Source organism: Kluyvera sichuanensis, from assembly GCF_014218705.1.
Taxonomy (GTDB): Bacteria; Pseudomonadota; Gammaproteobacteria; order Enterobacterales; family Enterobacteriaceae; genus Kluyvera; species Kluyvera sichuanensis.
In genome coordinates this window covers 1-14,001 of the sequence record NZ_JABBJF010000037.1, presented here as the reverse complement: position 1 = coordinate 14,001, position 14,001 = coordinate 1, and the positions used below count along the sequence as shown (strand labels likewise).

General features: G+C 49.2%; 8 protein-coding genes. 4 read left to right on the top strand and 4 right to left on the bottom strand.

Annotated elements, in window-relative coordinates; translation table 11 throughout:
- The first annotated feature begins 22 nt into the window (after positions 1 to 22).
- From dsbC to lysS, 4 genes are all read left to right on the top strand, one after another.
- Entirely contained in the window at positions 23 to 736 is a 714-nt protein-coding gene (dsbC, locus tag HII27_RS23870) for a bifunctional protein-disulfide isomerase/oxidoreductase DsbC (RefSeq protein ID WP_185669858.1), read from the top strand.
- A gap of 5 nt (positions 737 to 741) precedes the next feature.
- Positions 742 to 2,475, top strand: coding sequence for a single-stranded-DNA-specific exonuclease RecJ (gene recJ / locus HII27_RS23865; protein WP_185669857.1), 1,734 nt, complete (start codon positions 742 to 744; stop codon positions 2,473 to 2,475).
- Positions 2,476 to 2,564: 89 nt separating this feature from the next.
- A protein-coding gene (gene prfB, locus HII27_RS23860; protein ID WP_115073720.1) for a peptide chain release factor 2 occupies positions 2,565 to 3,663 on the top strand; the annotation gives its coding sequence in 2 pieces (ribosomal slippage) (positions 2,565 to 2,639 and positions 2,641 to 3,663; 1,098 coding nt in all).
- Positions 3,664 to 3,672: 9 nt separating this feature from the next.
- The gene (gene lysS, locus HII27_RS23855) at positions 3,673 to 5,190 is read left to right on the top strand and encodes a lysine--tRNA ligase (protein WP_185669856.1); all 1,518 of its coding nucleotides are present in this window, start codon (positions 3,673 to 3,675) and stop codon (positions 5,188 to 5,190) included.
- Positions 5,191 to 5,264: 74 nt separating this feature from the next.
- Here lysS and HII27_RS23850 read toward each other — a convergent pair whose 3' ends face one another.
- The 4 genes from HII27_RS23850 to HII27_RS23835 form a co-directional block, all read right to left on the bottom strand.
- A complete protein-coding gene (locus tag HII27_RS23850) occupies positions 5,265 to 11,795 on the bottom strand; it encodes a calcium-binding protein (RefSeq protein ID WP_185669855.1) in 6,531 nt (2,176 codons plus the stop codon).
- Between the two features lie 203 nt (positions 11,796 to 11,998).
- Positions 11,999 to 12,457 carry a carboxymuconolactone decarboxylase family protein gene (locus HII27_RS23845; protein WP_185669854.1) on the bottom strand — a complete coding sequence of 153 codons (459 nt, stop codon included), beginning with the start codon at positions 12,455 to 12,457 and terminating at the stop codon, positions 11,999 to 12,001.
- A 2-nt stretch (positions 12,458 to 12,459) separates the two neighbouring features.
- On the bottom strand, positions 12,460 to 13,413 hold the full coding sequence (locus tag HII27_RS23840; RefSeq protein WP_185669853.1) for a hypothetical protein: 954 nt from the start codon (positions 13,411 to 13,413) through the stop codon (positions 12,460 to 12,462).
- A gap of 296 nt (positions 13,414 to 13,709) precedes the next feature.
- Positions 13,710 to 14,001: hypothetical protein (locus HII27_RS23835; protein ID WP_223883289.1), on the bottom strand; the 292-nt coding region annotated here is incomplete at its 5' end.

Sequence of the window (14,001 nt, the reverse complement as noted above, 5' to 3'; positions counted from 1 at the left end):
TGCTGATTTAAAAGGACAGTTTATGAAACAAGGTTTAATGATGTTCACCCTGCTGGCGGCGGCATTTTCCGGCCTGGCGCACGCTGACGATGCCGCTATCAAGCAGTCGCTGGCGAAACTGGGCGTGCAGAGCACCGATATTCAGCCGGCGCCGGTCGCCGGGATGAAAACCGTCCTGACCAACAGCGGCGTGCTGTACGTCACCGATGACGGCAAGCACATTATTCAGGGGCCAATGTATGACGTCAGCGGCGCGCAGCCGGTGAACGTCACCAATGCGTTGCTAATGACCCACCTGAACGCGCTGGAAAAAGAGATGATTGTCTACAAAGCGCCGCAGGAAAAGCACGTGATTACCGTCTTTACCGACATCACCTGTGGCTACTGCCACAAGCTGCATGAAGAGATGAAAGACTACAACGCGTTGGGGATCACCGTGCGCTATCTGGCCTTCCCGCGTCAGGGGATCCAGAGCCAGGCTGAGCAGGATATGAAATCCATCTGGTGTGCCAAAGACCGCAACAAAGCGTTTGACGATGCGATGAACGGCAAAGGCGTTCAGGCCGCCACCTGCGATATCGACATTGCCAACCACTACGCGCTCGGCGTGCAGTTCGGCGTGACCGGCACTCCGGCTATCGTGCTCAACAACGGCTACGTGGTTCCGGGCTATCAGGGGCCGAAAGAGATGAAAGCCTTCCTCGACGAACACCAGAAACAGACCAGCGGTAAATAATTCGCGTGAAACCACAGACTCAACTTCGCCGCCGTGAGGTGGATGATTCAATCGTGTTGCCGGGCGAACTGTCGCCGCTGCTGCGTCGCCTTTACGCCAGCCGCGGGGTGAAAACCCCGGACGACCTGGAGCGTGGCCTGAAAGGCATGCTGCACTGGCGCTCGCTGACGGGCGTGGAAAAAGCCGTCGAGATGCTGCATGACGCGTTTGAAAAAGAGCTGCGCATCATGGTGGTGGGCGACTTCGATGCCGATGGCGCGACCAGTACTGCACTGAGCGTGCTCGCCCTGCGGGCGATGGGCTGCCACAACGTCGAATACCTGGTGCCGAACCGTTTTGAGGACGGCTACGGGTTAAGCCCGGAAGTGGTCGAGCAGGCCCACGCCCGCGGCGCGCAGATGATCATGACGGTGGACAACGGGATCTCGTCCCATGCCGGGGTCGATCATGCGCATGACCTTGGGATCAGCGTGCTGGTGACGGATCATCACCTGCCGGGCGAAACGCTGCCCAAGGCGGATGCGATGGTTAACCCGAATCTCGTCGACTGCCCGTTCCCGTCAAAATCCCTGGCGGGCGTAGGCGTGGCTTTTTATCTGATGCTGGTGCTGTGTAACCACCTGAAAGAGAAAGGCTGGTTCGAAAAGCGTGGGATCCCCGTGCCGAAGATCGTCGAGTTTCTCGATCTCGTCGCGCTGGGGACGGTTGCCGACGTGGTGCCGCTGGATGCCAATAACCGCATCCTGACCTGGCAAGGGCTGAGCCGCATTCGTGCCGGTTATTGTCGCCCGGGGATTAAAGCGCTGCTGGAGATTGCCAACCGCGAGGCGGCGAAGCTGGTGGCAAGCGATCTTGGCTTTGCGCTCGGTCCACGCCTGAACGCGGCCGGTCGTCTGGACGATATGTCGGTCGGCGTGGCGTTGCTGCTGTGCGATAACCTCGGCGAAGCCCGCGTGCTGGCAAACGAGCTGGATGCGTTGAACCAGACGCGTAAAGAGATAGAGCAGGGGATGCAGGCAGAAGCGCTAACCCTGTGCGAGCAGCTTGAGCGCAGCCGCGCCGAACTGCCGGGCGGGCTGGCGATGTATCACCCCGAGTGGCACCAGGGCGTGGTTGGCATTCTGGCGTCGCGTATCAAAGAGCGTTTCCATCGGCCGGTGATCGCTTTTGCCCCGGCGGGTAACGGTCAGCTTAAAGGCTCGGGACGATCCATTCAGGGGCTGCATATGCGCGATGCGCTGGAGCGTCTGGATACGCTGCACCCTGGGTTGATGCTCAAGTTCGGCGGCCACGCGATGGCGGCGGGACTTTCTCTCGAAGAAGAACGCTTCGAAGAGTTCCAGCGCTGCTTTGGCGAACTGGTCACCGAATGGCTGGATCCGGCGCTGTTGCAGGGTGAGATTCTCTCCGATGGTGAACTGAGCCCGCAGGAGATGACGCTGGAGATGGCGCAGATGCTGCGTGAAGCCGGGCCGTGGGGGCAGATGTTCCCGGAACCGCTGTTTGACGGGCGTTTTCGCCTGCTGCAACAGCGCCTGGTTGGCGAGCGTCACCTTAAGGTGATGGTTGAACCGGTCGGCGGCGGCCCGCTGCTGGACGGCATCGCGTTTAACGTTGATACCGCCGTCTGGCCGGATAACGGCGTGCGTGAAGTGACGCTGGCCTACCGTCTGGATATCAATGAATATCGCGGTAACCGAACTCTGCAGCTTATCATCGATCATCTCTGGCCGATTTAGCATCGCTTATACTGTAATTAAGAGCGGGAATCCGCTAAGATTCCGCTCTTATAACCGCATTTTTCTCGTCCATTAAAAGAAAATAGACCATGTTTGAAATAAACCCGGTAAATAATCGCATTCAGGACCTCACGGAGCGCTCCGACGTTCTTAGGGGGTATCTTTGACTATGATGCTAAGAAAGAGCGTCTGGAAGAAGTAAACGCCGAGCTGGAACAGCCGGATGTCTGGAACGAACCCGAACGCGCGCAGGCGCTGGGCAAAGAGCGTTCCTCACTTGAAGCGATTGTCGACACCCTCGATCAAATGTCTCAGGGTCTGGAAGATGTATCCGGCCTGCTGGAACTGGCTGTAGAAGCCGAAGACGAAGAGACCTTCAACGAAGCCGTTGCAGAACTCAATACCCTGGAAGAGAAGCTGGCACAGCTGGAATTCCGTCGTATGTTCTCCGGTGAGTATGACAGCGCCGATTGCTATCTCGATATCCAGGCAGGTTCTGGCGGTACTGAAGCGCAGGACTGGGCAAGCATGCTCGAGCGTATGTATCTGCGTTGGGCAGAAGCGCGTGGCTTTAAAACCGAAATTATTGAAGAGTCCGAAGGGGACGTGGCCGGGATTAAATCCGTGACCATTAAAATCTCCGGCGACTACGCGTACGGCTGGCTGCGTACGGAAACCGGCGTTCACCGTCTGGTCCGTAAGAGCCCGTTTGACTCCGGCGGCCGTCGCCACACCTCCTTTAGCTCCGCGTTTGTTTACCCGGAAGTTGACGACGATATCGATATCGAAATCAACCCGGCGGATCTGCGTATCGACGTGTATCGCGCATCCGGCGCGGGCGGTCAGCACGTTAACCGTACGGAATCCGCGGTGCGTATCACCCACATCCCAACCGGGATCGTGACGCAGTGCCAGAACGACCGTTCGCAGCACAAGAACAAAGACCAGGCCATGAAGCAGATGAAAGCGAAGCTTTATGAACTGGAAATGCAGAAAAAGAATGCAGAAAAACAGGCGATGGAAGACACCAAGTCCGACATCGGCTGGGGTAGCCAGATTCGTTCATATGTCCTGGACGATTCCCGTATTAAAGACCTGCGCACCGGGGTTGAAACCCGCAATACGCAGGCGGTACTGGACGGAAGTCTGGATCAATTTATCGAAGCAAGTCTGAAAGCAGGGTTATGAGGAACCAACATGTCTGAACAAAACGCACAAGGCGCTGACGAGGTAGTCGATCTTAATAACGAAATGAAGGCACGCCGCGAGAAGCTGGCTGCACTGCGTGAGCAGGGCATCCCGTTCCCGAACGATTTCCGTCGTGACCGAACCTCTGATCAACTGCACGCTGAATTCGATAGCAAGGACAGCGAAGAGCTGGAAGCGCTGAATATCGAAGTTTCCGTTGCCGGTCGTATGATGACTCGCCGTATTATGGGTAAAGCTTCCTTCGTGACTTTACAGGACGTTGGCGGCCGTATTCAGCTGTACGTGGCGCGTGACGATCTGCCGGAAGGCGTTTACAACGAGCAGTTCAAGAAATGGGACCTCGGCGACATCCTGGGCGCGAAGGGTAAACTGTTCAAAACCAAAACCGGTGAACTGTCTATCCATTGCACCGAGCTGCGCCTGCTGACCAAAGCACTGCGCCCGCTGCCGGACAAATTCCACGGCCTGCAGGATCAGGAAGCGCGCTATCGTCAGCGTTATCTGGATCTGATCTCCAACGATACTTCCCGTAACACCTTCAAAGTGCGTTCCCAGATCCTGGCGGGTATTCGTCAGTTCATGGTTGGCCGCAACTTTATGGAAGTGGAAACCCCAATGATGCAGGTGATCCCTGGCGGCGCGTCTGCCCGTCCGTTCATCACCCATCATAATGCGCTGGATATGGACATGTACCTGCGTATCGCGCCGGAACTGTACCTGAAGCGTCTGGTGGTTGGTGGCTTCGAACGCGTGTTCGAAATCAACCGTAACTTCCGTAACGAAGGTATCTCCGTTCGCCACAACCCAGAGTTCACCATGATGGAACTCTATATGGCGTACGCGGACTACAAAGATCTGATCGAACTGACCGAATCCCTGTTCCGCACGCTGGCGCAGGAGATTCTGGGCCACACCGAAGTGCCTTACGGCGACCAGACTTTCGATTTCGGCAAGCCGTTCGAAAAACTGACCATGCGCGAAGCTATCAAGAAATATCGCCCGGAAACTGACATGGCCGATCTCGATAACTTCGACTCTGCGAAAGCCATTGCGGAAAGCATCGGCGTTCACGTTGAGAAAAGCTGGGGTCTGGGCCGTATCGTGACCGAGATCTTCGAAGAAGTGGCGGAAGCGCACCTGATTCAGCCAACCTTCATCACCGAATATCCGGCGGAAGTTTCTCCGCTGGCGCGTCGTAATGACGTGAATCCGGAAATCACTGACCGCTTTGAATTCTTCATCGGCGGCCGCGAAATCGGTAACGGTTTCAGCGAGCTGAACGACGCAGAAGATCAGGCGCAGCGCTTCCAGGATCAGGTTAACGCCAAAGAAGCGGGTGATGACGAAGCGATGTTCTACGACGAAGACTACGTCACCGCGCTGGAACACGGCCTGCCACCGACCGCGGGTCTGGGTATCGGTATCGACCGTATGGTCATGCTGTTCACCAACAGCCACACCATCCGCGACGTGATTCTGTTCCCGGCCATGCGTCCGGTGAAATAATCGCGATAGCGTGAGATAAAACAAACCCCGGCCATGTGCCGGGGTTTGTTTTTACGCGACATAAACCGGCAGGTTTACGCACTCATCAGCGAGTTGACAGTAGTACGTGCCGTGCTGAGAGATGGAGACATGTTGACCACGCAGTCATCATCGTTATCACTATCGGCGGTAAACATGGCCATCTGTTCCCTGATTTTCTGCAACGATACCGGTGCATCGGCGGGTTGCGCCAGCGGTAGCGGAATATCATCTTCGATATGATTAAGAACATCTTCAATTAGCCAGTCCGTGCCGTCGGCAAAAGTGATATGTTCAACCCGGTATTTTGCCGCAGAGAAGTAGTCTTTCACCGTGACGCTGTCCGTGCTGTCTTCAAACGTAATCAGTAAATCGTTGCTGTTGCGCTGTACGATAGCTTTTGCCGCTTCGGTTCCGTCGCCAAAACGGAGAGTGTCGTTATCGCCGCTGTAGCTATAGCCTTCGGTAATGACGTCCTGACCGTCCCCGGCGCTAAACAGGTAAATATCACTACCATATCCGCCCAGGAGACTATCGTTTCCCGCACCGCCTGACAGTTGGTCGTTATTTTTGCCACCATCCAGATGGTCATTTCCTGCACCGCCGCTTAGCCAGTCATTGCCCTCGCCGCCATTTAGCGCGTCGTCACCATCATCGCCGTACAGCGTATCTCTACCGGCATCGCCCTTCAGCGTATCGTTTCCTGCGTTACCCGCCAGCAGATCGTCGCCAGCGCCGCCAGCCAGCATATCATTGCCATTTCCACCATATAGGGTATCGCTACCACCCGCACCGGAAATCGTATCGTCACCGTCGTCGCCGTACAGCGCATCGTCGCCGTTACCTCCGTTAAGGGTGTCATTCCCGCCAGCGGCGTGGATTTCGCTGCCGGAGTTTTGAGCAAAGAGAGACTGTGCCTCGTCAGTTCCTGCGCGGAGGAGATATTGGTTTTCAATCATATCGCAATCCCACGTTGTACCATCGGCAAAAACGATCCTTGCGATCGGGGGCCTGCTGAAGTAGTCAGTGAGCGTCACGTTATCGGTGCTGTCGCGAAAGCTGATAACCAGGCTGTTACCGCTACGATATATCAGGGTGTTTTTCGCCAGCAGCGTGTCTCCTAGATGTAGCGTATCAATGGCAATTTCCCCGATGGTGCTGGTGATGTGATCCTGGCCGTCTCCGGCATTGAACAAGTAGGTGTCTTTGCCATAACCGCCGCAAAGCGTATCGTTCCCTGCGCCGCCGCTTAACAGGTCATCACCGTCGTTGCCATACAGCGTATCGTTCCCGTCGTCGCCGTGCAGTATGTCATCGCCCGTATCACCAATTAGCATGTCATCGCCACCTGCGGCATGAATTTCACTGCCTTCCTCAAATGCTGTCAGCGTCTGGTTATTGTCATGGCCCCTGAGCACCATGGCTCGCATAGTTTCGTAGTCCCACTCGGCACCGTCAGCAAAAACGATACGGTAGTCGGGGCGAGCGTAAGGGGAGAAGTAATCGTTCAGGGTGATGCTGTCACCGGTATCCGGGAAAGCGATAATCAGGTCATCGTCCTGACGAGAGGCGATGGCGGCGTCAGACCGCAGGTCACGACCAAAACGGATGGTATCCGTATCGTGTCTGTACTCAGAATAATTTCCCCATTCATCGACGAAATCCTGTCCGTCGCCAGCGTTGAAAAGATACGTATCGCTCCCTGTCCCTCCGCTTAACGTATCATTCCCTTCGCCGCCGGCCAGCGTGTCATTACCGTCATCACCATAGAGCTGGTCGTCACCGGCACCGCCGTACAGTATGTCGTTGCCTTCCCAGCCTGAAAGCTCATCGTCTCCGGCACCACCTGCCAGCATATCGTAACCTTCCCAACCTGTAAGCCAATCGTTCCCTTCACCACCATCCAGATAGTCATCTCCCAGAGAGCCCTCGAGAGAATCGTTGCCTCCGCCTCCGTCAATATGGCTACCCTCAGCAAACGCCATGAGATTATCGTCCCCATCCGTGCCGCTAAGCGTTAGGGTCTTGATTATCGTTTGATTCCAGGTGGTGCCATCGGAAAAGTTAATGCTATCCAGCGTAGGGACGCTGTTAAGAAAATAGCTCCTGATGGTGACGCTATCATCACTGTCTTTGAAGGTGATGAGCAGATCATCGTAGCTACGTTGTACGATGGCATTTTCCGCCAGCAGCCCTTCGCCAAAATAGAGCGTATTGCTGTCTCGCTGGTCGGCATAGCCTTGATCTTCAATAATATCCTGACCATCACCTGCGTTAAACGTATAGGTATCGCTGCCTTCACCGCCGGACAGAAAATCGTTACCTTCACCACCGTTGAGCCGGTCATTGCCGCCCATACCATAGAGTTCATCGTCACCGGATAAGCCGTACAGAGAATCATCGTTATCACCGGCCTCGAGTACGCCACCCGCTTCTGTTGCCGTGAGCGTCTGTGGGGCATCGTGCACGGAGTGGAGCGCTGCGCTAATGGCTGCCGTATCCCAGAAAGTGCCATCAGCAAACTCAATCCGTGATATCAGCGAATAGGCGGCAGAAAAGTACTCCTCGACGGTGATACTACCTTCTCCGCTTTCAACGCTGATGATCAGGCTGTCACCATCTCGTAGTAACTGAACTTCTTCGGATCTAATTCCCTCCCCAAAGCGCAGTGTGTCCTGGCTGGTATCTTCTGGTTCGTTCCACGACGACATATTGCTAAAGATATAATCGTGCCCGTCGCCTTTATTAAACAGGTAGATATCATTTCCGTGGCCGCCCTGAAGAACGTCATCGCCTGCGCCACCGGACAGAATATCGTCTCCGCTTCCGCCGGTAATTGCGTCGTTTCCTTCGTCGCCATAAAGCACATCATTGCCCTGTCTTCCTTCGAGCGTGTCGTCTCCGCCAGCGGCATGAATTTCACTGCCATCTAGCATTGCCATCAGAAATTGATCGTCTTCTGTTCCCGCCAGGGCTCGTGCCGCGACGTCTTCCTGGTTCCAGATGGTTCCATCGGCAAAGATTAGGCTTTCTACAATCTGCTCATTTTTGTAGAAGTACTTTTTTACCGTCACGCTATCATCGCTACCCTGGAAGGTAATGACTAAATCATAATCATCCTGGGTGAGTATGGCCTTGTCAGGAGACAACCCTTGCCCAAAACGGATTGTATCCTGGCCTGCAAGCAGCGCTCTGGCGCGCTGGCTATCTTCATTTTCGTTAATTCGAGAGAAATCCTCCAGGTCACCGCTGTATTCAAAAATCACTTCCTGGCCGTCACCCGCATTGAACAAATAGGTGTCGTCTCCCTCACCACCACACAGATAGTCGCTGCCTTTACCGCCGCTAAGCGTGTTAGCCCCGGTATCTCCAAATAGCGACTCGCTCTCGTCGCCACCGGTGAAAAAGTTATCGCTGGTTTCTTCTTCCTGCTCCGGCACTTCAGGAGCCTCGGGAGCTTCAGGGGTTTTAGACGCATCTGAGGATGGGGAGAATTCTGCGTCATCGGCCAGATAGTCGGCCATACCTGGTTCATGCTGAATTAACGTGTAGCGGAGGTCTGCCAGTTTCTGTCGGTTGTAGTCAGAATAAATAGAGAGGTCAATTAATGTGGAGCTCACCTCGTTGAGCAGAGCATATTCGCCAGCCTGATAGAGTTTGGTAAACAGCGCTTGTGCCGCCTCCAGGCTAATGACTACACCAGCGACACCGGAATTAAACCCTGTTAATACGACATCTTTCAGGTGGTCATAGAGGGTGGTCTGCGCCAGTAACTGTGCGCGGGTGTAATTCCTGAATTGTTGATATTCTTTCAGCAGCAGCGTTGAAGGTTCTGCCGCGATCTTTGATCCATGATACCAGTGGTTATAAGATGAGGCAGTAAGTTGCTCCAGCAGGGCGACCTGCTGCGCGGTAACGGAGTACAACCTGGTAGCAGCAACGTCTTGTACTCCCGCCCATTGATAAATCAGCTTATCCAGCAGCGCTTCTTTTTGGCCGCTGTCAGTTTCCGCAATGTATTCGGTAACCAGCGCTTTTAATATATCGTCCTGAGCCATTGCTTCACGTAGATCGGATACGTTGCCAAAGCCTCGTGCGTTTGGCAGTTGAATCACATCCGTCGTCAGGGGAACGTCATTGACGTGAACGCGATCGGACTGATCTATCTTAAACCAGACGTCGGCACTGACCGTGGTCCTGCCGTCAGCCCACTTCACGGTGCTGGTCTGCCGGTGAGCTTCGCCATTGGTGTCCTGATAGGTTGAAGAGGCATAGCGGATATCGATTGCTGCCACGCCGGCATCGCTTAGAGTGACGAGTTCACCGTCATCCGTTTCGCCGTTACTGTTTTTATCCTGCCAGATTTGCAGCGATGACCAGACTTTGTCCTGGGCGTCGATTATTCCGTCCTGATTATCATCGAGCTCCAGCAACGCCTGAAAACCATTGCTGGCGGTACTGCCATCTTGCAGCAGAGTATGGTTGCCGAACAGTTCCCGTCCATTATTGATCTTGCCGTCGCCATTTAGATCGCGAACCAGAAAACCGTCGCTCGCCGCTGCCCAGCCGCTCAGTTCCCTGACGCCGTCACCGCCGTAATCAAAATGAACTCCCCTACCGGACAGCGTTTCTACACCGTTGCCATCCATGTCGATGACCACAGGATCCACTTTCTCAGCCTCTCCGTTATCCGGCATTTTATCTTTGGCATTTTTATTGTTGGTACCTGACGGATCTTCTTCAAAGGCATCCTCTTCCTCGTCGCTCCGGATAGTAATACCTAATGCTGACCAGACTCTATTTCCTGCTGCATCTGTGTCAACTATTGCCCATTTTTTAAAATCAGTAATTCTAAGACCGTTATTAATTACTAGCGTATTGCCGTCAAAGGTATATTTATTACCGGCATAATCGGTGTATGTGCCTTCTGGGTCGCCTTCTGAGTGAGTGGCTTCTTTTAGCTCCAATATGTTACTCTGGCCGTCGGATAAATATACGGCACCATAAATATCTGCTTTATCAGTCAGTTGTATAGTATCGTGATGGTCAACAATAAAAGTATTATAGCCGCCGTAGCCATAGAGTTGATCGGCCTCTCCATCTGAAGGTTTCATTATGTCGCCACCGTAGAGAATATCGTTGTCATTATCACCATATAGGATGTCTTTACCAGCTCCGCCGTAAAGAGCATCTGGAAGAATGTCATCAATTAATAGTTTATTCTTTATCGTGTTATCGCGAGCATACAGTATATCATCACCATTTCCTCCATATAATATATCATTACCTTCCCCACCTATTAATATGTCATTACCCTGCAATCCAATAAGTAAATCATCACCTTTACCACCTTTTATGAGATCTGTTTCTTGAGTGCCAGAAATTTTATCATTTCCATTACCGGCAATATAATGTATACCGTTATTGACATAATCAGAAAGATGGTTTTTTAATTTTAGCTGAGTTAAGTGTGCAAAGCTATTCATAGACCATTTTTTATACCAGGTTCCATCGTAATTAAAAGTAAAGTCCTTCTGGCTAATATCTACATTATTAAGAGTTACTGTCCCAGAAATCTCATCATTTTCACCGGAACCATATATAATTGGACGGTTATTGTTATCTAAAAATTTAATGGTGCCACTATTCCAGAGCCGATCTATCAAGTTTTCAAGATGTGACTTTCCATCGACAATAGATGTAAAATAAGATGGATCTATTATTGATAATGCATGATAATCGTCTACAGTTAAAGTACTGTAATCTTCTATAGTCAGATCATTAACAAATTTGAAATTCACTGTTCTGCCAATGCCAGAAGGATCAATTACTTTCTCAGTCGCCGAATTTGTATAATTTGAAATGGTTCCCCCATCAAAATCAAAATCATCATCAGCATGAGATGATCTTTCTCTTGGTATTATTGAAAAATTCTTTATTTCACGCCTCCCATCGGGATAGATGCAAAATCTTAATGTATTATTTCCATTTCCTGATGATATATTATTCCTATCTTCATCTATTATTTTTACTATATCTTTATCTTTAATTATTTTTCTAGGGGTTCCGTTTACTCTGAACTGGGTTGAGGCCCAGATGAAACTTCTGTCTTCATACTGGGTTTCAGTTTCGTTTTCCCCATGGTGAAAAAATTGGTACTCATCAATAGATAATTTATTTTCGCTGTCGTAGTATCCCATGGCAGTGAGAATTTCCGTGCGAGTATAACCATCTTCTGCGGAAACCTTTGGGTAGAGTTCCTTTAATTTATTGGCCAGAGAGTGACTTTCAAAAACAATATCCATACCAGAATTCATATTGCTTGAATAAACATCATCTAACGTTTTATCATTAAAGAATTCATCTATCCATGGGAAATTTTTTGCATTAATAAACGATCCACATTCTTTTATAAATTTTTTTATGCTGATATTTAATGTGATGTTTTCCTTTGAACGGAGTTGGAGTATATTTTCATCTGTTTTATCACTAACACCTTCCTCTCTTCCCCATAAATAAAGATTTATCACTTGTTCTAGTGTAGGGAGTAATGATTTATCGTTCGAAGAACTATTGGCAACTGTCATTAGATATTCTCCATATGTTATTCCATAATTTTATACTTACAGAAAAATATAAATATTTTAACTAAAATATTATTGTGTCCTTAGGGATGAACTTAATATCCACTCGACAATTTTTCCTTTTCTATCAACGATCACTGCGGTATCTCTTCTTTTGGGTAACTCAACGTACTGGATAGTATTATTCTGATCGAGGTAACGAACTTTTATCTTGAGAAATACGCAGATATGCTTTCCATCATCATTGTCATCTCCTGCATTTCTATAGATGCATTTTGAACTATCACTGCTGTTATAGCCGCACAGCAGTTTGGGTTGATTTTTTTAAATTCATCGACAGAGGTATAGGATATTATCGTGAAATAATTTCCATTGGCGTACTTTTTCCTTAGTCTGTCTTCATAATTCATATTTTCATAGAGAAATGAATCTCTGGATGCCAAACCAGGATAATAAGCAACTATGCGACGAGATATCTCCAATTGATTGTTTTTGTCCGTAATGAATTCATTGATGATCATCTCTGTTATTTCATCTTCGACTATATTTAAAGCTGCTCTTGATTGATGCTCCAGGCAAAAGATACAACCAAGTAATGAAAGTAAGACAATAAAAACCATTGATTTTGTTTTATTTTTAACCATGGCTGGTAATATTTTTTTCATTATTATTCTCCATGTAATATAAATATGGATTCAATAAAGCAAACTCCATGGGGTGGTATGGGAGCATAGTCCCATCGCTGATAAGTTCGCATACTGTTGAATAGGCTGGCTACAATTCGTAATGGTTTGTCCTGCTCAGGAAAACGAAGGGTAGATAGCAGGTAATATTCCGATCCTACCATGATAAGTTCTTCGAAATATCTATATATATAATATTCAATTTCTGGGTCTATTTTATAGCGACCATCTTTTTCCCATAGCCTAAATTTTTTATTCTTCCAGTATTGGTCCCGTTCTGTTGGTCGAAGTTGACCATTGATATTATCCATGGTTAAATAAAGTTTATCCTTCCAGGGATAAGGAAATGCAGTTAACCTGAATTTTATAAAATCGGTATAAGGCACTGAATGATGCTCTGTATAGCTTTCCTTTACCCCCAAACCTAGTGCGAGATTTGCATCACCCTGTCCAATAAATCGATACCAATAATCTTTCTGAGGTTTTCCCGTTTTATCTGTGTAATAAATTTCATACTCTTCAGTGCGCCACAGATGTGTTCCCAGAAGTTTTCGAGGAAGATTAAGACGGGTTTGCAAAATCAGTTCGGGAAGTGGGTGATAAATTTCAGGTGAAGAATGATAAACGTCTGGGTTATAGCCTTCTTCATTCAGTGAGTTAAGAATGATCTGACATAATGTCTCATCTTCTGCATAAATCAGACGAAAGCTACCAGTTGGTCGCCGTTTTTCAAGTTCGCTCCAGGATATGGATGGTAGAGAATCAAAGCGGTTCTCTCTATTCAGTTTTTCTGCACAAAGAGATGGGGAGATCATCATGCTATTTATACCGGCAAGCAGGCAAATAAAATATTTTAGCCATGTTTTCAGCCAGCAACAGAAGCTTGAATTTTCAACTGATAATAACGGTTTATATTCCCCGCTAGAAAATATAATCATTACGAATCTCTCTTAAAAGGGTTTAATTATCCATATTAGATATCTTATTGTCTTCAGGTGCATCCGATTAGTTGTGGGAAATGATGTGGTTATTATTTATTTTATTTCCATGATAAAGGATATTATATGTATCATTAAAAATTATGTTAACATTTGCGGTGTCTGCATTTAGTAATGCAACCTTTTAATGTGCTCGCTTTATACTCTGTTATCGCATTCGTAGAATGTAGTTCGAGTTTTTTTGCGGGGTAATTAATGGTATGCCATTTAAGAGTCATAATAAATAATTCCTTATGTTATTTAATTCTATCGTTATAGAAGATTTCACAATTGGCGTCTGGGTTAAACGACCATTTCCTGTATTTGAAGCTATAAGTACTTATTTCTATGTTATCGATAAAATAAGGTGTACCTTTATATAAATAGACATCTGAATACCAGGCGGCCTGTCGAATTGCACCTGAAAGAAGCGTGTTCAGCTTGTTTTCGGAACGTATTGCTCTCGGTTCAAGCCCTGTCAGGCTGTCGTTAACAAGGATAAGTCCTTGTGCCAGAATGTCGGGCATGGGCAGCCTGAGGCTTTTACAT

Bases quoted from the DNA above. Each gene is read 5' to 3' on its own strand.
- dsbC (WP_185669858.1), top strand. From the start codon at position 23: ATGAAACAAGGTTTAATGATGTTCACCCTGCTGGCGGCGGCATTTTCC.
- lysS (WP_185669856.1), top strand. From the start codon at position 3,673: ATGTCTGAACAAAACGCACAAGGCGCTGACGAGGTAGTCGATCTTAAT.
- HII27_RS23850 (WP_185669855.1), bottom strand. From the start codon at position 11,795: ATGACAGTTGCCAATAGTTCTTCGAACGATAAATCATTACTCCCTACA.
- HII27_RS23845 (WP_185669854.1), bottom strand. From the start codon at position 12,457: ATGAAAAAAATATTACCAGCCATGGTTAAAAATAAAACAAAATCAATG.
- HII27_RS23840 (WP_185669853.1), bottom strand. From the start codon at position 13,413: ATGATTATATTTTCTAGCGGGGAATATAAACCGTTATTATCAGTTGAA.